A 23,866-nucleotide genomic window follows, 5' to 3' on the forward strand; every position below is an offset into this window, starting at 1 on the left:
AGGGGATAAGTAGTTGGGAGGAAAATATAAGCATTTAAAAAACGTATTAACAATTTGTATAATTGCTATTTTATGTTTACAGTTACCAGGTTTTTATGTAAAGGCAAATGGGGAAGAAACAACTAAAGAAGAAAGAAAATTCGAAATAAAAAGTGTTCAAGAGGCTGGTAAGAGTAATAACCCAGACATTTCAGTATCCACATTAGATGATAATGTGAAAGCGGAACAGCTAGCGAAAAAACTCGTTGGTGATGGAGTGGAAATTCGAAATGTGAAATATAAAGGTGCAAATCAGGCAGCTGGCACAGTGCAAGCGAAGCGAAATATTTTTGGAATTGAAGACGGAGTTATTTTAAGTACAGGTAATGCGAAAGGTATTATAGGACCAAATAAGTATAGAAGTTACACACAGATTAATAATCAGCCCGGTGATAGTCATGTAGAACGATTGCTAGGGAATGGAACGAAAACATTTGATGCGAGTGTTTTAGAGTTTGAGTTTAAGCCAACGAAAGAAATAATGAATGTACAGTATGCGCTTGCTTCAGAGGAGTATGAGGAATTTTCGGATTATAGTGATGCGATAGGGATGTTTATTAACGAGAAAAATATAGCGGTTATAGACAATTGGACTAGGAGTTCAGTCACAACTTCCAGTGTTAACAAGTGGAGTAATAGAGAGTACTATATCTCGAATACAGACGCTTCAGAAAATACGGAAATGGACGGAATGACTACAGTATTAAATACTAGCTCTAACTTAAAAGTAAAAGATTGGAATAAGATCAAGCTAGTAATAGCGGATGGAAAGGATAATGGCGTAGATTCAAATGTACTTGTTAAACCATTTATATTTGAAGATATACCCTCCCCAGTAGAGTATGATCACGTTTACGTTGATGGATGGAGAGTAGAGGATACAGGTACTGATAAGGCAAAAGTCAGTGTTAATATTGTAAGAACAGGAAATACAAATAAAGACGATAGCGTGGAGTGGAAATTAACTCTTCCTCAGAAAGGTGCTAGTGTAACGAAAAATCAGGGGAAAGTATTTTTTGAGAAAGGCGAACTTAAGAAAACGCTTCAAATAGAAGTAAGTAAACAAGATCGTGATTTGCAACTTTCTTTACATGGAGCGAGAGATGGAGCAACTACTTTTCAGGATTCAATTAGTATATTTATGTATAGAATTGTTATCGAACCCCAACGGATGAAATTAAAAGTTGGTGAAGAGAAAACGTTTAAAGTAGTGGCTAAGTACAATGATGGCCAAGAAAAAGATATTACTGAGAATGTTGAAATAGTAGTAAATGATACTAGTGTTGCGAAGTTAGATCCGAAAAATAAAATAATAGCACAAAATGCTGGAGTAACGGGTGTGGACATAAAGTATGGTGAAGAGAGCACTTGGGCTACGATAGAAGTCGAAAAAACATTAAAAGATATTGAGCTAGATAGAGATAATTTTGTATTAGTAGATAAAAATGTAGGATATATCGATGTAAGAGCAATTTATGATGGTGGATTAGTGGAAAGTATATATGGGAATGTAAAATTAACAAGCTCAGATGAAAATGTTGCGCGTATCATTGGTTTTAATAGTTTTCGAGCTGTAAATGAAGGAGAGGCAGTTATTACAGTAGAGTATGGTGGAATTAAGAAAACGGCAAAGGTAACTGTGAAAAAATCAAATCGTAAATTGAAAGAAATTTATGTTGCTCCTACTATTAATCCAGTAGTAATAGAAGGAGAAAATTATCATTTTGCTGTTGTAGCATCATATGATGATTGGTACCGTGAAGATGTTACGGGAAAATCTGAAATATCTGTTGCTAATAAAGATATTGCTGAATTAATAAATGATTCAATGTATGGTTCAATGTATGTGAAAGGAAAGAAAGAGGGAGAAACAAAGGTTAAAGTAAATTATGAAGGTTTAACAATAGAGGGGACAGTAAAGGTAGAAAAACAATTGAAAGAAGTAGTAACTGATAAAAATCAGCTTACATTAAAAGAAGGCTCTAAAGATAAAATTGTAGTAAAAGCAAAGTATGACAATAGTGAGAAGGATATTACAGATCAAGTAAGTTTTTGGATAAATGATGAGAATATCGCTAAAATTACAGCTAATGGAGAGGTTAGAGGGCTTAAACAAGGGCAAGCGACTCTTGTTGGTGATTATAGAGGAGAAAGGATACGTATCCCGGTATACGTTGAAAACGGTCTGAAAGACATTGAATTCGAAGCATCAAATATAACGTTGCTTATTAGTGATATGAAAAAGTTACAAGTAACAGGAGTTTATGAAGAGAACTACCGTTCATCAATTAATAATGAAGCAACATTTGCTAGTAACAACGACAACGTGAAAGTCGATAAGTATGGATTTATAACAGCACAAAAAGAAGGAGAATCTATTATTACAGTATCTGTAAGAGATATAAAAAAGGAAGTGAAAGTAAAAGTAGAGAATCCTCTTGTGGCATTACAAGTTGGTACGAAGAAAATTGCATTAAAAACGAAAGAGGCATACGAACTAAAAGTTACAGGAGTATATGAAGATGGTTCGCTGAAAGATGTTACGAAAAGTGCGAATTTTAAATCTTCTAATCCATCTGTAGTAGCAATAGATGCTTCTGGGAAGTTGGTAGCTCAAGATAAAAAAGGAACTGCAACTGTTACGATAACGAAAGATAAACAAAGTTTGAACATTCCTGTTGAAGTAACAGAAAAAGAGACTGGTTTAATATTAGAAGTACAAGATGGAAATGGACGCGGAATGGATAGTGTTAATGTTGTGTTAGAAGATTCGAAAGAAAATAAACAAAAGTTAATAACAGGTAGCAATGGTACTTTGTCGTTAAAACCACAAGAAGGTGCTTATAAAGTATACGTTTATAAAAAAGGCTATAAACCAGTTGCTGTAGACGTAGTTGTAAAGAATGATGAGCGGACGAAGCAAAAAGTCACATTAGAACCTTCACAGTTATTTGATGGAAAGATGAACGTAACTCAAATGTCGAAAGAAGAAATAGAGAAGGCTGGTATTGATGTCAATCATCCTGATAATCGCCACGTGTATAAGTTTGAACTGCATTTGAAAATAGATAATGAGGATAAAAAAGTTGATTACATTATTAATAATGTAGGTAAAGTTATACAAGGTGATTTAAACGTGTCGATTGGTAGTGGTGCAAGTGAGGTTAATGTGTACCCAGTTGTTATTCAAAATGAACGTTTCCAAGAAAAAGAAGCGCCTCCTGCAGTTGGATATATGGTAGTCCCAGGGAAAGTAAGTTGGCTGAAAGAGTTCTTTAAAGTGGAAGTGATGATTCAAAGTTTCGCAGACGAACCATTTGAATTAACGAATACAAATGTATCACTAAATTTACCAGAAGGATTAAGTTTAGCTCCGATTTCCGAAAAACAAACTGACACAATCCATTTAGGAACGATAGGGGGAAATGAGGTTAAGAAAGCTGAGTGGTATATTCGTGGAGATAAAAAAGGTGAATATCATTTGAATGCTAATTTCTCATCTACATTATATCCATTTGATGAGCGACTTTCTGCCGAGTTTAAAACAGCTAAGCCAATTGAAGTGTACGGGGAAGACGGAGTGAAGATGCATATTAAAGTAGATAAAAAAGCATATAGAGGTCTTCCATATGTAGTTAGGGTAGGGATTGAAAATAAATCGCCAAACGTTATTTATGACTTACAAGTAGAGTTAAATGAAGAAGAAAAGAAAAACTTTGTTTATACACCAGGAACAGAGTTGAAGCGAGTTGTTAATTCTATTCCGTCAGGGGAAACGGTATGGCTTGATTATTTATTGTTACCTAAAATTTCAGGAGATTTAAATATTGGAAAATCATTCATTAAAAAGGCTGGAGACGGTATAAACATAGAGACTGTTCTTTCTACAATTGATGAATAATTCGATGCGGTTATCTTTATTTCATTTTGAATGCAAAAGGGGAATACGGGATGAAAAATTGGCTTAAAAAAGTAGCTCAATTGAGTATACTGTTTGTACTATTTATAACATTGATATTTGATGGTGCAATAGCGTACGCTGCTAACGAGGTAAATAAAAAAACAAATCAGTTTCATAGTGCAGTTGAGAATAAAAACGAGCTTGTATTCAAAGATGTACCACCTTCTTACTGGGGGTATAAAGATATAAAGAGATTAAAAGAGATGAAGATTGTATCTGGTAAGGGAGATGGGCTATTTGGTCCAGAAGATCGCTTAACGCGAGAACAATTTTTGTCGATGGTCGTGTTACAGCAAGGGTATAAGATTGTAAAAAATCAAGAGACATTTAAAGATGTGCCGAAAAGTAAGTGGTCAAACCAATACATTGAAACTGCAATAAAAGAAGAGATTATTGAGAAGAAAGAATACGGAGATAACTTTAAGCCAGAACAAGAAATTTCAAGGGAAGAAATGGCGATTGTGATCGCAAAGGTTTTAAAGTTAAAAGAAGTAGATGAAGAAATAAAATTTGGAGATAAAAGTGAATTTACGAAAAATCCTAAATTGATAGCTGCATTAGTAAATGCAAAAATCATTTCAGGATATCCGGACGGAACGTTCAAACCGAAACAAACATTAACGAGAGCCGAGTCGGCAGCAGTCATCGTTAAATTACTTGATTATGGATATGTATTTGATGATGTACCACCTTCCTACTGGGCGTATAAAGATATAAAGAGATTAAAAGAGATGAAGATTGTATCTGGTAAAGGAAATGGAATTTTTGGTCCAGAAGATCGCCTAACGCGAGAACAGTTTTTGTCGATGATTGTGTTACAACAAGGATATAAGATTGTAAAAGACCAAGAGACGTTTAAAGATGTACCGAAAAGTAAGTGGTCAAATCAGTACGTCGAAACAGCGATAAAAGAAGGAATTATTGAAAAGAAAGAATATGGAGATAACTTCAAACCAGAGCAAGAAATCCCGAGGGAAGAAATGGCGATCATTATCGCGAAAGTGTTGAAGTTAAAAGAAGTAGATGAGGAAATAAAATTTGAAGATAAAGGTGAATTTACGAAAAATCCTAAATTAATAGCTGCATTAATTCATGCGAAAATTATTTCAGGGTATCCAGATGGGACGTTTAAACCGAAACAAACGTTAACGAGAGCAGAGTCGACAGCGGTCGTGAGTAAAGTGATTGATTACAAGAAAGATGAGCCAACTACTGGGGATGGTGATACCGGTGGCGGTACGGGTAATGGAGGAAACGGTGAAAAAGCAAGTATCGTATACAAAAAGAACGTATATGAAGTGAAAGAGCAATATAAGGATGATATAGTACAAACTCAAACAGATACTTTCACATTCAAAAAAGAAGCAGCAAAATTAAAAGAGTTGAAAAATGATAACATTTTAATTTTGCCACCAATCCCAAATAATCCACTTGGGGTTGTTATTAAAATTATCTCTGTAACTGATGGAAGTGATGGGGAGAAGGTTGTAAAAGCAGTACAACCAGAGGCTAAAGAAGTAGTTGAGAGTGTGGATGTAAAAGGAAAGGTGAAGCTTACTCCTGAAAATACTAAAGCAGTGTTTTTGGCAGAAGGTGTTACGCTAGTAAATCAATTTTCACCTTTTCAAAAAAATATCGGCGAGTTTGAAAATAAAAACAAACTTAATGAAATTCCGATTGGCAAGGAAGCGCAAGGAGCATTATTTTTCGCCCCCAATAAATGGCTTGATGAACCTAAACAGTCTACTAAGTTTGAGCCTGAGTTTAGAATGCAAGTAGATCTAAAATTAGGTAGTAAAGAGAGAGAAAAGGATAAAGTAGATTTGGCTACAATAAGTAATTCGAAAAAAGAAGAGAACAATTGGGATTTGGCTATTAAGGGTGAAATAGCAATTAAGGATTTTGAATATGAAGCTGAAAATGCGACTAGTTTATCGGATTTAAAAGTAATTTTGACAAATAAAGTCGAGAAAAATTTAAAAATTACTGCTGAGCACACTGAATGTACAATAGATGACAAGGCATGTAAAGCAGAGTTAGATAAAAAAGCTAAAGAAATGTTGAAAAAACCATACTCAGAATGGAAAGAGCTAATTAAAGAAAGATCTGCAAAAGTAGATCCGCTAGCAAAACCGATATTTACTTTTTATGTGAAACATCCGTTAAATCCAAGTTTAGGAGTAATGGTAGAAGGGTATTTGGTAATAAAAGCAGATTTAACACTTGGAGTAGAGTTCGGCGTTAATGAAGCAGAGGTTAATACAATTGGATTGGATAAAGGGACAATAATAAAGGAACAAAGAAAGATTGGACCACATTTTCAGATGGCAGGAGAAGCCAAACTTGTAGGAGAGACAGGGATAAAGATAAAAGGCGGTTTGACAATTGCAAATTTAGTTTTAGTTGGAGTTTATGTAGAGGGAGGAGTTAAAGTTGAGGCAGAGGCTAGGAGTTCGGCGATAGTAGATGGATGGAGTGTATTTGAGGATACAAGAACTGCGTTTTGTGCAAAAGGGTCATTATCAATTTATGCAAAAGCTGGATTGGAAGCAAGTTTAATAATATACGATGGCCTTTCATTAAAAACAACGTTGCTAGCTAAAAATGAGCCTTTTGGTAGCTTGAGCACTTGTGAAAATACAGAACTAGAGTCTAATAGGGCGCATCTATTGTTAGAGGAGGGAGAAATAGGGGATTTAGATGTTGTGAAAAAAGTATTTGATGAAAGTGAAATACAATTAATACCGAAAAGATTATCAAAAAATGAGACAATAAGAGTTAAAAGTGAAAACAATGATTTAGTAGGGGTGGAAAAAAAGGGGGAAAATCAATTTTCGGTTCATGCAAAATCAACGATAAAAGAAAATCAAAAAATAGACATTACTTTTGAACTTTTAGACGATCAAGAGGTGATAAAAGAGTTAAAAGTACCAGTATATATTGTAAAACCGAAAAAATTGAAAATAAGCCCTGAAAAGATATTTGTAATGAAAAAACAAAAAGAACAGTTAGAGGTATTTTTAGAGATAGCAATACCTGAAGAACTTATTGAAGAAAGGCAAAAAGCAGGATTACCGGTAGAGAAGCAATATTATAAAAAAGTAACACAACCGAATCTACTTACTTTCAAAAGTTCAAAAGATTTCGTTATCGTGAATGAACTCGGAGAAGTGACAGTAAAAGACGATGCGAAAATCGGAGATACGACTGAAATTAATGTCGCTTATAAAGGATTGACAGGTAAGGTTAGTGCTCAAGTTTCGGGAAGTGAGGAAGATAAGCGAGCACTATCAGGTTTATCTTTACAAAGTGCTCAGCAATTAATATTAGATGCAGAGCAGCACGCAAATAACATTTTACAAGCGGCAGTAAAATCGCCGGAAGAAGAAAAGTTTGAAGACTTACAAAAACAGATGAAAAAGTTTTATGAGCCAAAATTTACAGGGAAGCAATTTGAAAAAGCTTATAAGTATAATAGACAGTGGATATTAAATCCGTATTATTTATACCCTGTAACGAATGTTTATAATACAGAGGCAATGAAAACATTCACAAGTGTAAGTGAAACACCTTCAACATTAAGTGTGAAAGTAAGTGTACCAGTTCAAGGTGAGCAAGGTGAATCATTTACGTATACGTATGATTTAGTGAAAAAAGATGGATCTTGGTATTTAGATGACATCAATTAATTAAAAGATTAGCGCCTTTCGTTATGTAGCGAAAGGCGCTTGTTTTTGTTTTTCGTATGTACGACTTTACTTAATGGAGTATACATGTACAATATTTATAGAATGAAATGAGTGACGTAAGGAGTTGAACCATTGAGTTTTCATATAAATAAATCGATTATTAAAGAAGTATGTGGCGAGACTTCATATAAAAGAGGCGAAGCTTATTATAAAGCAAATAAAGTAATCTTGAATCATTATGATGTAAATAAAGAAATTTGCGAGGCGACGGTAAAAGGGAGCGAAGATTTTCATGTTACAGTAGAAAAAGCTAAAAAAGGTGATGTTGTTGCGAGATGTAGTTGTCCTTCATTAGCTTCTTTTCAAACGTACTGTCAACATGTTGCAGCAGTACTGCTACAAATAAATGAACAGCAACAAATGGGTGGAAGGTCCCTTACTAGTAGTGAAAACATGAGCGAGAATGATCAATTAACGAGCGGGATGTTTCAATTGTTTGCAGACAAACCACTGAAGCCAAAAAGTAAACAACATCGTTTTGATACACGTGAAATCTTAGATGTTACGTTTATATGTTCACCAGTAGCGACGAAAAGCGGTGGGGCTCTTCTTGGAATTCAGTTAAAACTTGCGAAAACATATTTTATAAATCATATTAGAGACTTTCTTTCTAAAGTGGAAAAAAGAGAGGCTTTTCATTGTTCCAATGAATTTATATACACACCAGATGTACATAGTTTTAAACAAGAGACGGACGCAATTATTCAGCAGCTTATTAAAATTTATCATAATGAAAAAATGTATGAAGATGCGCTAGAAGTACATGCAAAACAAGATGAAAGTATGATATTCATACCGCCAGCTTCGTGGAATGACATGCTTTCTTTACTTTCTAAAGTCGAGTCTGTACAGTTGAAACAACATGAACAACTGTTTCACGGTTTACAAGTTTCTAAAGGGTTATTGCCGTTACATTTCGAGTTTGCGAAAGGGAATAATGGTGGATTTACACTTCATATAGATGGATTAAACCGTGTACAAGTTATGGATATGTATAACAATGCACTTTATGACGGGAAACTATATCATTTACATATAGAAGAGTGTATGCGGCTTATTGAATTACAAAAGATGATGAATCGTTCAAATAGCAATCAGTTTTACATTCCTGAAAATAAGATGGAACATTTCGTAGCGAAAGTTGTGCCAGGGTTAATGAAACTCGGAACAGTTCGAATTGATGAAGTAATATCAGATCGTGTTGAAACACCGTCACTAAAAGCGAAGTTGTATTTAGATCGAGTGAAAAATCGTTTGTTAGCCGGTCTCGAATTCCACTATGGAAACGTTGTGATTAATCCGCTAGAAGAGGACGGACAGCCGTCTGTTTTTAATCGTGATGAGAAGAAGGAAAAAGAGATTATAGACATGATGAGTGAAAGCGCCTTTGCGAAAACAGAAGGCGGTTACTTTATGCATAATGAAGAAGCTGAATATAACTTTTTATATCACGTCGTTCCAACATTAAAAGGTTTAGTAGATATTTATGCGACGACAGCAATCAAATTACGAATTCATAAAGGAGATACAGCTCCTCTTATTAGAGTAAGAAGAAAAGAAAGAATTGATTGGTTGTCATTTCGTTTTGATATAAAAGGAATACCGGAAGCTGAAATTAAAGGTGTATTAGCGGCTCTTGAAGAGAAACGTAAATATTATCGATTAGCGAATGGTTCGTTATTATCACTGGAGAGTAAAGAGTTTAATGAAATTAATCAATTTGTAAAAGAATCGGGTATTCGGAAAGAGTTTTTACATGGTGAAGAAGTAAATGTTCCACTTATTCGGAGTGTAAAATGGATGAACGGACTTCATGAAGGAAACGTTTTAAGTTTAGACGAGTCTGTTCAAGAGTTAGTGGAAAACATTCAAAATCCGAAAAAATTAAAGTTTGCTGTGCCAAATACTTTACACGCTGTTCTGAGAGAGTATCAAGTGTATGGATTCGAGTGGATGAAAACACTCGCTCATTACCGTTTTGGCGGTATTTTAGCAGATGATATGGGGCTTGGGAAAACGCTGCAAAGTATCGCTTTTATAGATTCCGTCTTGCCTGAAATTCGAGAGAAGAAGCTGCCCATATTAGTCGTTTCACCGTCATCACTTGTTTATAACTGGCTTAGTGAATTGAAAAAATTCGCTCCGCATATTCGAGCGGTTATTGCCGATGGAAGTCAAGAAGAGCGCCGAAAAATATTGAAAGATATAGTGGAATTTGATGTCGTAATTACGTCATATCCATTGCTGAGAAGGGACATAAGATTGTATGCAAGGCCGTTTCACACGCTATTTCTTGATGAAGCACAAGCGTTTAAAAACCCTACAACACAAACTGCAAGAGCAGTGAAAACGATTCAAGCTGAATATCGTTTCGGATTAACGGGGACACCTGTAGAAAATTCATTAGAGGAGCTATGGTCTATCTTTCATGTCGTATTCCCGGAATTATTGCCAGGAAGAAAAGAGTTCGGTGATTTAAGGCGTGAAGATATAGCGAAGCGAGTGAAACCATTCGTATTAAGGCGACTTAAAGGGGACGTACTACAGGAGCTTCCTGATAAAATAGAGCATATACAGTCATCGGAGTTATTACCCGATCAAAAAAGTCTCTATGCTGCTTATTTAGCGAAGTTAAGAGAAGAAACGTTAAAACATTTAGACAAGGATACGTTACGTAAAAATAAAATTAGAATTTTAGCTGGCTTAACGAGATTAAGGCAAATTTGTTGTCATCCTGCTTTATTTGTTGATGATTACAAAGGTAGTTCAGCTAAATTTGAACAGCTATTAGAAATATTAGAGGAATGTAGAAGCACAGGGAAGAGAATTTTAATCTTTTCTCAATTTACAAAAATGCTCTCCATTATTGGTCGTGAGTTGAATCGTCAAGCAATTCCCTACTTTTATTTAGACGGGAGTACACCTGCGCAGGAGCGTGTAGAGCTATGTGATCGTTTTAACGAAGGAGAAGGTGATTTATTTCTCATTTCATTAAAAGCTGGTGGTACTGGTCTCAATTTAACAGGGGCAGATACGGTCATATTATACGATTTATGGTGGAATCCAGCAGTTGAGCAACAAGCAGCTGATAGAGCATATCGGATGGGACAAAAAAATACAGTGCAAGTGATTAAGTTAGTCGCTCACGGAACAATTGAAGAAAAGATGCATGAATTGCAAGAGAGTAAGAAAAATTTAATAGCCGAAGTGATTGAGCCGGGTGAAGAGAAATTATCATCAATCACGGAGGAAGAAATACGAGATATTTTAATGATTTAATATAAAAAGCTATGCTTTCACATGTATGAGAGCATAGCTTTTTTAGTGTAATAATTATAATTTGTTTTGAACAAAGTAAAGAGATAATACAGAATTTATTTTTTAGTGCCTTTACTTTTATATGGCTTGGCAGCTGCCTTTTTCTTTGCACTTGATTGCCAACGATTCCATCCTTTACTTCCTGTACCTTGTCCTACACCTTTTTTCGGTTTTGCTTTCGTTTTACTCATATGATCACTCCGTTATATAAAAATCTTATTTGATAATAGTCAATGATTTAGAAAATACTCTTTATAAATGACTATATTTACTTTAAGTAAAAATAAACTGCTTGAATGCTATAGTATATCATGAATTTGCAAGTAAACTGAAAGGAATTACAAAGAAAATGAAAATAATACGAAATACTGCGGATTCTATATTTCGAACGATTACATTACTTGTTGTGTATATGTTAGTTTCGGTTAGTGAAACGTTTTTTGGATTGACAAGACAAAAGAAGTGAAGATGTTATATTGAAAACAATCAATAAAGCCGTAAAATAAAGAATTGAAAAATATTTTTAAATTTTTGTTGACTTTCTTTATTTTTTGTATAGAATAATCATTAATAAAATGTTTCAGAGATGTGACAACAAAACGACTATGAAAGGACGAGTAGTAGTAGGACGTAGTCTAAGCGAGTCAGGGGTGGTGTGAGCCTGATACGAAGCCTATTATGAAGAACCTCCTGGAGTTGCTAACCGAAATCCTTTATAGGAAAGTAGACTTAGCCGGGAACTTCGCCGTTACAAGAAGAACAGTATCGAGATATTCCATCTCCGTACTGTATAAGTGAGCAACCTCTGTTGCTAATTTGGGTGGTACCGCGGAACCAAAGCCTTTCGTCCCAGTTTTTTGGGGAAGAAGGGCTTTTTTTGTTGGCTTCTTTTCACAACATCCAAACATTTTAGGAGGAAACCACCATGTATCAATCATTAATGACAGTAAGAGAGACTCAAATTGCAATTAAGGAAGTTAAAACATTTTTCGAGGATCAATTAGCAAAACGCCTTGAATTATTCCGCGTATCTGCACCATTATTCGTAACGAAAAAATCAGGATTAAACGATCACTTAAACGGTGTAGAACGTCCAATTGAATTTGATATGCTACATTCAGGAGAAGAATTAGAAATTGTTCATTCACTAGCGAAGTGGAAAAGATTTGCATTACATGAATACGGATATGAAGCTGGTGAAGGTTTATATACGAACATGAACGCGATTCGTCGTGATGAAGAACTTGATGCAACACATTCCATTTACGTTGACCAATGGGATTGGGAAAAAATTGTTCAAAAAGAATGGCGTACTGTCGATTACTTACAAAAAACAGTACAAACAATTTATGGAATATTCAAAGATTTAGAAGATCACTTGTTTGAAAAGTATCCGTTCCTAGGAAAGTATTTACCAGAAGAAATCGTTTTCGTTACTTCTCAGGAGCTGGAAGATAAATATCCAGAATTAACACCGAAAGATCGTGAACATGCGATTGCGAAAGAACACGGTGCAGTCTTTATTATCGGAATTGGTGATGCACTTCGTTCAGGAGAAAAACATGACGGACGTGCAGCTGATTATGATGATTGGAAATTAAACGGTGACATTTTATTCTGGCACCCAGTGCTACAAGCTTCATTCGAATTATCATCAATGGGAATTCGTGTTGATAGTAAATCACTTGATGAGCAGTTAACGAAAACAGGTGATGACTTCAAACGTGAATATGATTTCCATAAAGGTATTTTAGAAGACGTACTACCATTAACAATTGGTGGTGGTATCGGACAATCAAGAATGTGCATGTACTTCTTACGAAAAGCACATATTGGTGAAGTTCAATCTTCTGTATGGCCTGATGATTTACGTGAAGCTTGCAAGAAAGAAAACATTCATCTATTTTAATAGAATTATGAAGGAGAGTGGCTCAGGAATAGAGTTACTCTCTTTTTTACTTTGTAAAAGTGAGTTTTACTAATAACTGAATTCATTATTATGAGGGAATTCAAGGGCGGATTAGAAGGAAAAGATTGCAAGGATATATGTGATAAGAAGTGAGAAGAGTCCGCTATATTTCCTAGGAAAGGGTAAAGTGAATAATTAAATTGTTTTATAATGATTTTTGGATGTTAGTGATATGTTAAAAAAATGTTTGGATAGAGTATTGAAATCTATATGTAAAATGAAAATACATTTTTAAAAGCTCAAACAAGCATAACCACGTTCTAAAGTTAGGACGTGGTTAAAAATATAGTGGTTTCATTTATAATGAATTTCTGTTTGGCATAGCCAACAACTTTTTAAAAAATATCACTTACTTGTTACCAAGTTCTTCCGCTAAACCGATTAAAATTCCTTCAGTTCCGCGAATGTAGCAGAGACGGTATGAGTTCTCGTATTGAACTACTTCGCCAACGAGCTGAGCACCATGCTTAGTAGTAAGCCTAGATACCATTTCGTCAATGTCTTCAACGGTGAACATGACGCGCAAATATCCGAGGGCGTTTACAGGAGCTGTTCGATGATCTGCTATAGCGGGCGGAGTAAGAAATCGCGAAAGTTCAATTCGGCTATGTCCATCTGGTGTAACCATCATAGCAATTTCTACGCACTGAGAACCGAGTCCAGTTACGCGACCAGCCCATTCACCTTCGACAGTAGCGCGCCCTTCGAGTTTCAAACCAATCTCCTCGAAGAAAGAGATTGCGTTATCGAGGGATTCTACAACGATGCTGACATTGTCCATTCTGAGTAATTTGTTTTTCGTCATTGTCTTTATCTCCTTATATGTAAAAATGTATTATCTAATCATCTTCTTAATTATACTATTAAAAAGTTACAAATTCCTTTTAAACAAAAGACCTTGTCACAGTGTAGAAAAATGTGACAAGGTCTTTTCGGGTATAGTATATAACACCTTGTTAACGAACAACACCTCATAAACCCTCTACTATTGAAATATGCGCGAACTTTATTTCGTGAATGTTATCATGTTCAAATAGTTTCAAGAATTTGATACTGGAGCTGTTATTCGATAGAACAATTTTGACTTTCTTGCAAAACATTCCTATCCTATTTTTATTTATATAGGAAGGAAATAGATTCATATAATTTGTTTTAAGTTTTACGAGTGGAAATTAACTCATCTGCACTAAAGGCTCAATTTTCGCCATAAATGATTGATGAAGTGCTTCAACACCTGTAACTAAATGAAGGCGGTCAATAACGACAGATACTTTAATTTCTGATGTACTTACCATTTTAATATGAATACCTTCTTCTTTTAAAGTAGTGAACATATTTGCCGCAACTCCTGGGTTAGAGACCATACCAGACCCTACAATTGATACTTTTGCTAAATGATTTTCATATTCTACAGATTCATAGTGAAGTGCCTCTTGATTTTGTTCCAATACTTCTAATGTTTCTCTTAAATCATTAGAATGGATTGAGAAGGAGAGGTGAACAGTTCCTTCATTTGTAATACTTTGAATGATGATATCTACATTAATGTGTGCCGCTGCTAATGTAGAGAAAACGGTTGAAAGTGAACCTTGTTCTAATCCTTTAATGGTGATACGTGTAATATTATCTTCAAATGCAATACCTTTAACGATTGATTGTTGTTCCATGTTACATTCTCCTTTTACAATTGTCCCATTTTCTTGTTCCATACTTGAGCGAACTTCTAAAACGACATTATGATTTTTAGCAAATTCAACAGCACGCGGATGTAATACGCCAGCGCCGAGGTTTGCAAGCTCTAACATTTCGTCATAAGAAATTTCATCTAATTTGTAAGCAGTTTCTACAACTCGTGGATCAGTCGTGAAAACGCCTGTCACATCCGTATAAATATCACATTTTTTCGCTTTTAATGCCGCTGCTAATGCGACAGCAGTCGTATCAGAACCACCGCGTCCAAGCGTTGTAATTTCATAATCTTCACTGACTCCTTGGAAGCCAGCTACGATAACAATTGTGCCTTCAGCAAGATATGACTGAATTCTATCAGTGTTAATTTCAGTAATCCGTGCACTACTATGCACAGATTCTGTCGTAATACCAGCTTGCCATCCTGTTAATGAAATGGCGTTATAGCCTTTTGTTTGTAGTGCCATTGTTAATAATGAAATAGTCACTTGCTCTCCTGTAGATAGAAGCATATCCATTTCACGTTTACTTGGATTTTCTGTAATAGCGTTAGCAAGAGCTACAAGTTCATCTGTATTTTTTCCCATTGCTGAAACGACAGAGACAATACTATGTCCTCGTTCATATTCTTCAATAATTAAATTTGCTACATGTTGAATGCGTTCGATGCTTCCGACAGAAGTGCCGCCAAATTTTTGTACAATCGTTTCCATTATGAATTCCTTCTTTCGTCCATTTTTAAGAATAGGTTAGGACATATATAAATCCCAATATTCCTGTAGTTACCAGAGAGAAAAACAAAAAACACCATCTCAAATAAGTGAGGATGGTGCTGTTACAGGAAAAGGGAAACAGAAAACGGAGCTAATAAAAAAACCGCCAAAAAAGGAATACCATGAAAATGATATCTCTTTTTTGTAGATAGCTCTTCATACGTACATGTCTGTACATATGACAGTTCTGTTTCTATTCGAAAACAGCCCCAATTGATAAATGCAGAGAAGTTTATCAATTTCGGCAACACTTCCTTTCCTCTAATTTCATAGACATCTCTGTGTCTCCATTAGAATACTTATAAGTATTGCAACCTCTATCTCACGTTTTAGGCGAGAGTGTTTGATTTATGAAGTTGTTGGTAACATTTGTTTTATAATAATTTAAATTTTTCGGGGAATCAAGTGTTTTATATATATTTTAAAAATTCTTTCTATTTGCAGAAAAAGTTTGTGAAAAATGTAGCAAAATAAATTCATTGCATGTACATTAAAAATATACTGCATTGGAGGTGGAAGAATGCAAAGGAAAAAACCTATTTATGTTTCAATAGAAATGGAAACAACGATGGAGAAATTATGGGAATATACACAAGAACCAGACATACATACAGAGTGGGATGCTCGCTTTACTGAAATTTCGTATTTAGAGAAGAAAGAGGGAGAACCACAGCAATTTTTGTATAAAACAAAGATCGGATTTGGACTTGAAATAGCTGGGGAAGGGGAATCGATAGGTGAGATTAGAAAAGAAACTGGGGAACGGATTTCATCTTTGAAATTTTGGACAGACAATCAATTATCGCTTATACAAATGGGACGTGGGTATTGGAAGTATACACCGAATGATGAATACATTCATTTTGAAACACAATATGATTATGATACAAGATTTGGCCGTATAGGGAATGTAATAGATTCATATGTTTTTCGCCCGTTATTAGGCTCTGCGACTGCTTGGAGTTTTGATGCTTTAAAATTATGGTTAGAAAAGGGACTTCATCCCAAGTTGCTAATTAGAAGAACAATGACATATTGGCTCGTCTGTTTTTTATTCGCTTTTGTATGGCTATATCAAGGGATTGTACCGAAAATAATTTTTACTCATCCAGAAGAAGTGAAAATGCTTTCGGTCATAATTGGTTCAACTGAAAATAGTATTTTTATTCTTAAAATAATTGGGCTGTTAGAAGTTATTTTTGGTGTCATATGGTTATTTCCATTTCCAAAACGAAATGTATTTATACTACATATTTTCATGTTAATAGCCTTAACGATAGCAGCAGGATTTACGAATATCGCAAGCTTTACAGAGCCGTTTAATCCAATTACGTTAAATCTGCTTCTAATTGGATTATCGATTGTCGGTTATATGAATAGCTTCGATTTGCCAAGTGCAAAAAATTGCAAGAGGACGAGAAAGGGATAATGTATGGCTAATATTTATGAAAGACTATTAGGGGATTCTTATAAAAAACTTCATCCAAAATTACAGAAACGCTATGAGATTACAGAAGAAAATAGCTTCATAGGTGAAGGAAAGATGGATGAAATTTACGGAGGTTCTTTTTTCGTTAAATTGATTTTAAAGATTGCATCGAGGTTTCGTATGTTTTTCTCAGAACGGGGAAAAAAAGTGCCTTTTGTAATACATAATACTGCTGGATTAGATAAAGATGGGATAGAAATTGTAAGGTGGAATCGCACGTTTTATTTTCATGATAAGGAAAGATATTTTAATGCGGTTATGAAACTGGATGAAGAGAATAATGAAATTGTAGATTATTTTGGTGAACCACATTTACTCGTCTCTACATTGAGTTTTCATATTGATGAGTTAGGGGCAATGCATATTTCTTCAAAGAAACAATGGTTCTATATGTTTGGAAGAAAAATCCCTTTACCAAAGCTTTTATACGGAGAGGCAAAAATTGTTGAAAGTTATGATGGAGAACTACAATGTTTTCGAATTCATGTTCAAGTACGAAATCCGTTAATTGGTTCGCTATTTTCCTATAAGGGAACGTTTGTGGAAAGGAAATAAATGATATGAGAAATATAATATTTGGTTTTGCTTGTTATATTGTTTTTCTAATATGTGAGTGGCCGTATGTAAACCCTGTTGAAGCAATTATATTATTATCTATTTTGTTATTTATACCGATGTCTTTTTGTATTATTGATAAAAGAACACGAAATGGATCGTATTTATTATTTAATAAATCCGTATCGTTTTTATATCCGGTAGCAGCGATTTGTGCAATGCTAGCTTTCGTAACAAATCAATATTTCTTTGCGATAATTTGGTTTATATATACGGGGATCGTTGCGTTATTTGGTATAAATAGATTACTAGAAAGAGGACGGAAGCCATTAGAAGAAACGGCTATCGATAGTGCGTTTATTTATTTGTTTTTAGGTGGTTTCTGTTTTTTTGCTTCAGTAGCAAAGATTTCGATTATGCAGTTTAGTTCTGACATTGTTTTACTTACAGCTGCACACTTTCATTATTCGGCATTTCTATTGCCGTTATCAGCGGGTTTAATTGGGAGGAAGAGAGAAAAGAGAAGTAAAGTATATGATGCAATTATGTTTATTATAGTCATTTCACCGATGACAGTTGCGATTGGAATTACATACTCAAGGATATTTGAATTTTTTGCAGTGTTCCTATATTTATGCGCTATTTATGGTTATGGGATTTATGTTTGGCGCACAAAATTTAATGCTATCAGCGCAAAGATTCTTTTAATCATTTCGTCTAGTACGCTCATGGTCACGATTGTGTTCTCACTCATATATTCATATGGGAATTTGAAACAAGTAATGACAATTACAATTGCACAAATGGTTTGGATTCACGGTGTTGTGAATGGGGTTGGAGTAGCGCTACCGGCATTTGTTGGTTGGATGATGGAAAAGAGTGCTCCCAATTATAAATACTATGGAAAACCAATGAGTCGGTTAAGAGGAAGTGTAACAATTGGTGAGGCGTTTTTACATAGTAGAAATTTAGTAGATAGTAAGGAATACAACGGTTTAGTTGATAAAATGAATGATTTTCATAGTGAGTCATTTGATACGGCGAAGATTCCTTTAAGCATTATTCGTTTTTATGAAAATACAACAGCGTATAAGTTACAATCGCATATTAAATGGACTCGTTGGTTCCACCCGTTTGCATTTTGTTATGAGAAAATGAGTGAACGTGTCGAACAAGTACATTTAGGAATGGGTGGCAAGTGGGAAACAATGCACGGCTCTATCATTGGTGTAATCGATGAGAAAGACGGAAGGGAAAATGTAAGAGCTTGGCTAAGAAAAAATGAAGCAGGAAAGTCTATTTTTTTAGCCTTGTATTCAATGCATACATATAAGAACGATACATATATGAATATCGCATTACCTTTAGTATATTCGAATATGACGGGGATTTTAAAATTACGCAATGATAATAATGAGTTAATTATTACTAGTAAGCTAAGAGAAAATGGTAAGGGCGATGAAGGGATTTATTTACATACTCGTTTCTTTACAGTACGTTTACCGTTAGCAGAGACATTTATTATTAAAGAGGAAAATGATCAAATGCTAACAGCTCACCATAAAATGTGGATATTCGGAGTTAAGTTTTTAGAAATTGATTATGAAATAAAGAAAATAGAGGAGAAGTAAGAAAAGCTTGGAGAGATTCCAAGCTTTTTTTACGTGTGGGCAATTGTCATAGCGACTTGTTTATTTAAGTCTTTGTCCCAAACACGTTGAATTTCAAACGTACCTTTTTCAAAAAATAATGGGAATCTTTCTTTAAACCAATCTTGCATAGGAAGATTTAATGCTGTATCGATTGGTATCCATAATAATTCACCCTCAGGAGGGTTCATAAGAAGCTCACCTTCAAATGAATCTGTCCAATAGTTAAATACCATATATCGAACATTTTCCTTAGGATTTACGTATTCGTCTAATCCCTTAAAAGTTAAATGAGAAACGTGTAATCCGGTTTCTTCTTTCACTTCTCGTATAGCAGCTTGTAGGATGCTTTCTGGGAATTCTACTTTTCCGCCAGGAGCTATGTAGCCAGGAAAACCTCGATGATCGGGGCGTTTTATAAGTAAAACTTCATTGTTACGCTGGATCATACACATTGTATAGAGTTGGTGCTCGATGTTATGTGAATTTGGAGGCATAATGATGTATTCTCCTTTATATATTTATTTGATAAATTTACCATAACATAATGGTATCTTATATAATTAAAAATATAATATTAGGAATTTTTAGTTATTTTTATGAATTCTATAATTATTTGAAAAGAGGAGAGGGCAATGCAAGGGGAAATACAAAGAGAAAAAGGTTTAGGGTATGTTGGCAAATTACTGTTGCCAGTTAAAGTGTCACGGCATTTTAAATTTTTGTGGATTGGACAATTGCTTTCAACTTTAGGGAGTTCTATAACGATGGTTATTTTGCCAGTCGTTGTTTACTCATTAACTGGTTCAACAGTTGTAATGGGGATGACGATGGCAATGTACATGCTACCTAATATTCTTGTTTTACCGTTTGCGGGGTTAGTTGTAGATAGAATTGACCGAGTAAAATTAATGTTATTTACAGATATCATTCGCTGTATATTAATGCTATTACTTGGATCGCTTATACTGATGGATGTATTAACAATTACACTTTTATATGTCCTCGTTGCATTATACGGACTTATGGAAGGGATCTTTCAGCCAGCATATTCTGCTGTAAGAGCAAAAGTATTCGTACCTGAAATTCGTAATGCAGCTAATGCACTCACGCAAATGAGTAATCAAGGCATACGATTAATCGGACCAGCACTTGGCGGGTTAATTGTATCAGTTGCATCTGCTGGGATAGGGTTTGGACTCGATGCAGCAACGTATTTATTATCATTTTTCTGTTTATTATTTTTAAAAGAAATTAAATTTAAAAAAGTAAAATCGATTGAAAAGAGTAAGGTCGATTATAAAAAAGAGTTTATGGAAGGGGTTTTAGTTTTAAAAAGTCATCCGTGGCTATGGATTACAATTTTAGTGTTTTCTTTCGTAAACATTTGTTATGCCGGCATTATCGTCGTATTAATTCCATGGTTGTTTAATGTTCACCATCATTTTGAAGCTTACGTATATGGACTAGGCATGGCAGCTTCTGGTGGTGGTGCCGTAATCGCCGCACTACTATTTGGCGGGAGGGAACGATGGCATAAAAGAGGATTACTTGCCTATGGAGGTGTTTTAATTAGTGGCATCGCTCTACTAATTATGCCTTTCATTTCTTGGGCACCTGCTTTAATTTTCTTAATGGCAATCGAAGGATTCGGTATGATGATATTTGGACTTATTTGGGAAACGAGTTTACAAGAACTCGTACCAGAAGAAGCATTCGGAAGAGTAGCAAGTCTTGATATGTTAGGTTCTTTCGCTTTATTGCCATTAGGATACGTAGTTGTTGGTTGGCTAGCGAATGTAATAGGTGGCGAGATAACGATTGTATTGCTAGCGATATTAGTGATTATAACAATAGGTATGGCATTGTCTGTGCGGAGTATTCGTCGATTTGATTGATGATAGGAGGAAGGGGACTACGTATATGACGATAGAAAATTTGAAAGATATAGTAGTAAGGCAATTGGAAAGCAAATACACTTTGCAAGAAAAGGTTTTTGAAGCAAAAAATTTCACGGTCTATATCGCTACTCATATAGAAAATAATATAGTATATAATCGATTATTATTATTAAAGCATTTTTATAATAAAAAGCCTTCCGTACATATTTGGCACAAGCAAATTAGTACGGAAGCAACCGAACTAGAAATTACAAAAGAAGTGACAGAAGCAATCCAATCAGGTTTCATAAATGAAGACTAAGTTCAGAACTTAGTCTTCATTAAATACAAATGTTTGTTTCATTTTTTTACCCTCATTTACGGGATGGCCGTTGTAAGAGAAATTCTTTTCTTCCCAAGTAATGACGACTTTGAAATTATGGCTGTTAAAGTCTAAAGGGAATACTATGTAGTCAAAATTTGTATGACTTTTTGAAACGTTGTTATTTAATGTAGTAGGATTAAAAGTAGCTTTAGAGGTAGGAGTGTTATTAAGTATTTCCACAGCTACGTTTGATACATCATTACCGATGTTTTTTACGAGTAAACGATACGTACCATATACACCCTGTTTTGGCTGCACTTCTTGCTTGTTTGAGTTATACGATTTATCAATTTCGATATACCATTGTTTAGACTTTGACGCAATTGGTAGTGATTGAAATGTGTATGCACTAGCTTGTATTGGTAGTGCTAAACAGGTTAGTGCAAAGAGAGAAAATATTTTTCGTTTCATTGTTAGAGAGCTCCCATTCTTTAACGGATTTATTTGTTATTATCTTCTCTTTGTAAGAGGATATACCATAATTCAATTGTGAAAAGTATAGTCTCTCTTCGTGAATAAGATGGAGATATTTCTCTTGAGCTAACCAATCGACTGCAGCAATTGCTTTATGGATTGGAACGATGTATTTATTTATAAAAGGAAAACCATATGTTGTGTTCTTAATTCCAGCAATCTTTATGACGCTCATGACAGTCATTTATATTTTAAATGCGAAAATAGGTTTTAAGATTTCACTAAATACGTCTTATGTAGTAGGTGCGGTTATTACAGTTATTTTAACTGCTATATGTTTCATGAAAGCTGTGTAGAGATTTTTCTAAACAGCTTTTTGTAATATGAAAAAATTACCAAATACATGTTAAAATAGTATTGTCATACAACAAGGGGGATTTGTTTTATGGAAAATGGACATCTTGCTAAAATAGATTTAACGAAAAGAATCGAATCAAAATCTAAGTATAATAAGAAACTTGAAAAATACCAGAGACGTTTATTAGCACTTCAGCAAATTGTAAAAGAGGAAAAAATTGCAGTTATGCTTGTTATGGAAGGCTGGGATGCAGCTGGAAAAGGTGGAGCGATTAAACGAGTGACGGAGCATCTTGATCCGCGTGGTTTTCAAGTAACTCCGATTGGAGCACCTGCACCTCATGAAAAACGGTACCATTACTTGCAACGTTTCTGGCGGAAACTTCCTCAGTACGGGCAAATTACTATTTTTGATCGCTCGTGGTACGGCCGTGTGTTAGTTGAGCGTGTGGAAGGTTTTGCTACACAGGAAGAATGGATGAGAGCATATGATGAGATTAATGATTTTGAAAAATTATTAACCGATGATCATTACATAATAGGAAAATTCTTCTATCATATTAGTAAAGATGAACAATTAAAGAGGTTTAAAGATAGAGAGAAAAACCCATTAAAAAGGTGGAAAATTACAGACGAAGATTGGCGTAATCGCGACAAATGGGACGAGTATGTTGAAGCAACGGAAGACATGTTTGAAAGAACAAATAAGCCAAATGCGAATTGGCATATTATCGAAAGTAACGATAAATTATATGCTCGTGTGAAAACGTTGAAAGTGATTATTTCATTGATTGAGGATTATTTTGTAGAGCATGGTATAGAATTGCCTTCTTATTATTATGAAATGAAAGAAGGTAAGGTAGAGGATTTTGAAATGAATCAAGATGTAATTGTAAAATAGTACGAAATTTGAATATGAAATATAACGAAGAACCATCCTGGAAATTTGAGAAACCAAATTACAGGATGGTTTTTTATTTAGAAACATTTTACAATTAACAGAATAAGGTATATAATCAATAATCATATTAACAATGTTAATATGATTATTGATTATATACTGTGTGGGGGTTTTATTTTGAAGGGAAGAGATGTTGTTTTAGGCTTGTTAATGGGAAAAGAAATGTCTGGTTATGATATTAAAATTGTGTTTGAAGATGTATTTACTCATTTCTTTGATGGAAGTTTTGGAATGATCTATCCAACGTTACGTCAGTTGGAAAAAGAGGAGAAAATAAAAAAAGAAGTTGTTATGCAAGAAGGGAAACCGAATAAGAAAATGTACTTTATTACAGATGAAGGTCGTGAAGAGTTTTATCAATACATGCAAACAGATGTAGAGAAAGACGTTTTACGTTCAGATTTTTTAATGAGGATGTATTTCGGTAATTATAGCGATGATAAGGCGATAAAAAAATGGATTGAAGAGGAAATTAAAAGGAAAGAAGCATATATTGCGGATCTTCGATTGAAATATGAAAAGTGGAGAGTAGGTATTACTTTTGTCGAGGAAATTTCCCTCGATGTAGGTATTGCATCGTATAGTGCACAAGTGGAGACATTGAAAAGAAAACTAGAGAAATTAGAAGCAAAAGAACACAATAAAAAGGAAGAATGAAAAACACGTTCGAAATAAAGG

16 protein-coding genes, 1 pseudogene, 1 riboswitch and 1 other annotated feature are annotated in these 23,866 nt (G+C 34.6%); of the genes and pseudogenes, 12 read left to right on the forward strand and 5 right to left on the reverse strand.

Annotated features, from left to right (window positions below):
* Positions 1–13 precede the first annotated feature (13 nt).
* The 3 genes from BAQ48_RS19050 to BAQ48_RS19060 all read left to right on the forward strand — a co-directional run bounded on the left by BAQ48_RS19050 (position 14) and on the right by BAQ48_RS19060 (position 11,028).
* Positions 14–3,940 carry a choice-of-anchor L domain-containing protein gene (locus tag BAQ48_RS19050; protein ID WP_071712376.1) on the forward strand — a complete coding sequence of 1,309 codons (3,927 nt, stop codon included), beginning with the start codon at positions 14–16 and terminating at the stop codon, positions 3,938–3,940.
* Between the two features lie 50 nt (positions 3,941–3,990).
* Complete coding sequence (locus BAQ48_RS19055; RefSeq protein WP_071712377.1) at positions 3,991–7,689, forward strand: S-layer homology domain-containing protein; 3,699 nt, start codon at positions 3,991–3,993, stop codon at positions 7,687–7,689.
* A gap of 132 nt (positions 7,690–7,821) precedes the next feature.
* Complete coding sequence (locus BAQ48_RS19060; protein ID WP_071712378.1) at positions 7,822–11,028, forward strand: DEAD/DEAH box helicase; 3,207 nt, start codon at positions 7,822–7,824, stop codon at positions 11,026–11,028.
* A 95-nt stretch (positions 11,029–11,123) separates the two neighbouring features.
* Here BAQ48_RS19060 and BAQ48_RS19065 read toward each other — a convergent pair whose 3' ends face one another.
* Complete coding sequence (locus tag BAQ48_RS19065; protein WP_000047588.1) at positions 11,124–11,258, reverse strand: DUF3934 domain-containing protein; 135 nt, start codon at positions 11,256–11,258, stop codon at positions 11,124–11,126.
* Positions 11,259–11,663: 405 nt separating this feature from the next.
* Positions 11,664–11,922, forward strand: a binding site (T-box leader).
* Between the two features lie 70 nt (positions 11,923–11,992).
* Between BAQ48_RS19065 and asnA the strand changes: the two genes are divergently transcribed.
* Positions 11,993–12,976, forward strand: a complete 984-nt coding sequence (gene asnA, locus BAQ48_RS19075) for an aspartate--ammonia ligase (RefSeq protein WP_000284913.1) — start codon at positions 11,993–11,995, stop codon at positions 12,974–12,976.
* Positions 12,977–13,385: 409 nt separating this feature from the next.
* Here the strand turns inward: asnA and BAQ48_RS19080 are convergent, their stop codons facing one another.
* Positions 13,386–13,841 (reverse strand): VOC family protein, encoded by a 456-nt coding sequence (locus tag BAQ48_RS19080; RefSeq protein ID WP_071712380.1) that lies wholly within the window; start codon positions 13,839–13,841, stop codon positions 13,386–13,388.
* Positions 13,842–14,208: 367 nt separating this feature from the next.
* A complete protein-coding gene (locus tag BAQ48_RS19085) occupies positions 14,209–15,438 on the reverse strand; it encodes an aspartate kinase (RefSeq protein ID WP_071712381.1) in 1,230 nt (409 codons plus the stop codon).
* 201 nt (positions 15,439–15,639) lie between these two features.
* A riboswitch (Lysine riboswitch) is annotated at positions 15,640–15,826 on the reverse strand.
* 192 nt (positions 15,827–16,018) lie between these two features.
* On the opposite strand from BAQ48_RS19085, the gene BAQ48_RS19095 reads away from it, so the two are divergent.
* Genes BAQ48_RS19095 through BAQ48_RS19105 form a run of 3 tightly spaced genes read left to right on the forward strand, consistent with a single transcriptional unit; the run spans position 16,019 to position 19,173 of the window.
* Positions 16,019–16,927 (forward strand): DoxX-like family protein, encoded by a 909-nt coding sequence (locus BAQ48_RS19095; RefSeq protein WP_071712382.1) that lies wholly within the window; start codon positions 16,019–16,021, stop codon positions 16,925–16,927.
* A 3-nt stretch (positions 16,928–16,930) separates the two neighbouring features.
* On the forward strand, positions 16,931–17,542 hold the full coding sequence (locus tag BAQ48_RS19100; RefSeq protein WP_071712383.1) for a DUF4166 domain-containing protein: 612 nt from the start codon (positions 16,931–16,933) through the stop codon (positions 17,540–17,542).
* 5 nt (positions 17,543–17,547) lie between these two features.
* Positions 17,548–19,173, forward strand: coding sequence for a YndJ family protein (locus BAQ48_RS19105; protein WP_071712384.1), 1,626 nt, complete (start codon positions 17,548–17,550; stop codon positions 19,171–19,173).
* A gap of 29 nt (positions 19,174–19,202) precedes the next feature.
* Here the strand turns inward: BAQ48_RS19105 and BAQ48_RS19110 are convergent, their stop codons facing one another.
* On the reverse strand, positions 19,203–19,688 hold the full coding sequence (locus BAQ48_RS19110; RefSeq protein WP_071712385.1) for an 8-oxo-dGTP diphosphatase: 486 nt from the start codon (positions 19,686–19,688) through the stop codon (positions 19,203–19,205).
* A gap of 138 nt (positions 19,689–19,826) precedes the next feature.
* Between BAQ48_RS19110 and BAQ48_RS19115 the strand changes: the two genes are divergently transcribed.
* A complete protein-coding gene (locus BAQ48_RS19115) occupies positions 19,827–21,089 on the forward strand; it encodes an MFS transporter (protein WP_071712386.1) in 1,263 nt (420 codons plus the stop codon).
* 25 nt (positions 21,090–21,114) lie between these two features.
* Positions 21,115–21,393 (forward strand): hypothetical protein, encoded by a 279-nt coding sequence (locus BAQ48_RS19120; protein WP_071712387.1) that lies wholly within the window; start codon positions 21,115–21,117, stop codon positions 21,391–21,393.
* Positions 21,394–21,402: 9 nt separating this feature from the next.
* On the opposite strand, the gene BAQ48_RS19125 is transcribed toward BAQ48_RS19120, so the two are convergent.
* Positions 21,403–21,867: a hypothetical protein gene (locus BAQ48_RS19125; RefSeq protein WP_071712388.1), complete on the reverse strand. Its 465-nt coding sequence runs from the start codon at positions 21,865–21,867 to the stop codon at positions 21,403–21,405.
* Positions 21,868–21,977: 110 nt separating this feature from the next.
* On the opposite strand from BAQ48_RS19125, the pseudogene BAQ48_RS19130 reads away from it, so the two are divergent.
* From BAQ48_RS19130 to BAQ48_RS19140, 3 genes and pseudogenes are all read left to right on the forward strand, one after another.
* A pseudogene (locus BAQ48_RS19130) lies at positions 21,978–22,226 on the forward strand (carbon starvation CstA family protein); the annotation flags it as partial.
* Between the two features lie 89 nt (positions 22,227–22,315).
* Positions 22,316–23,128: a polyphosphate kinase 2 family protein gene (locus BAQ48_RS19135; protein WP_071712389.1), complete on the forward strand. Its 813-nt coding sequence runs from the start codon at positions 22,316–22,318 to the stop codon at positions 23,126–23,128.
* 177 nt (positions 23,129–23,305) lie between these two features.
* Positions 23,306–23,845 (forward strand): PadR family transcriptional regulator, encoded by a 540-nt coding sequence (locus BAQ48_RS19140; protein WP_071712390.1) that lies wholly within the window; start codon positions 23,306–23,308, stop codon positions 23,843–23,845.
* Positions 23,846–23,866 lie beyond the last annotated feature (21 nt).

This window comes from Bacillus luti (assembly GCF_001884105.1).
In the GTDB taxonomy this organism is placed as follows: domain Bacteria; phylum Bacillota; class Bacilli; order Bacillales; family Bacillaceae_G; genus Bacillus_A; species Bacillus_A luti.

Bases quoted from the DNA above. Each gene is read 5' to 3' on its own strand.
- BAQ48_RS19055 (WP_071712377.1), top strand. From the start codon at position 3,991: ATGAAAAATTGGCTTAAAAAAGTAGCTCAATTGAGTATACTGTTTGTA.
- BAQ48_RS19065 (WP_000047588.1), bottom strand. From the start codon at position 11,258: ATGAGTAAAACGAAAGCAAAACCGAAAAAAGGTGTAGGACAAGGTACA.
- asnA (WP_000284913.1), top strand. From the start codon at position 11,993: ATGTATCAATCATTAATGACAGTAAGAGAGACTCAAATTGCAATTAAG.
- BAQ48_RS19080 (WP_071712380.1), bottom strand. From the start codon at position 13,841: ATGACGAAAAACAAATTACTCAGAATGGACAATGTCAGCATCGTTGTA.
- BAQ48_RS19085 (WP_071712381.1), bottom strand. From the start codon at position 15,438: ATGGAAACGATTGTACAAAAATTTGGCGGCACTTCTGTCGGAAGCATC.
- BAQ48_RS19095 (WP_071712382.1), top strand. From the start codon at position 16,019: ATGCAAAGGAAAAAACCTATTTATGTTTCAATAGAAATGGAAACAACG.
- BAQ48_RS19100 (WP_071712383.1), top strand. From the start codon at position 16,931: ATGGCTAATATTTATGAAAGACTATTAGGGGATTCTTATAAAAAACTT.
- BAQ48_RS19105 (WP_071712384.1), top strand. From the start codon at position 17,548: ATGAGAAATATAATATTTGGTTTTGCTTGTTATATTGTTTTTCTAATA.
- BAQ48_RS19110 (WP_071712385.1), bottom strand. From the start codon at position 19,688: ATGCCTCCAAATTCACATAACATCGAGCACCAACTCTATACAATGTGT.
- BAQ48_RS19115 (WP_071712386.1), top strand. From the start codon at position 19,827: ATGCAAGGGGAAATACAAAGAGAAAAAGGTTTAGGGTATGTTGGCAAA.
- BAQ48_RS19120 (WP_071712387.1), top strand. From the start codon at position 21,115: ATGACGATAGAAAATTTGAAAGATATAGTAGTAAGGCAATTGGAAAGC.
- BAQ48_RS19125 (WP_071712388.1), bottom strand. From the start codon at position 21,867: ATGAAACGAAAAATATTTTCTCTCTTTGCACTAACCTGTTTAGCACTA.
- BAQ48_RS19135 (WP_071712389.1), top strand. From the start codon at position 22,316: ATGGAAAATGGACATCTTGCTAAAATAGATTTAACGAAAAGAATCGAA.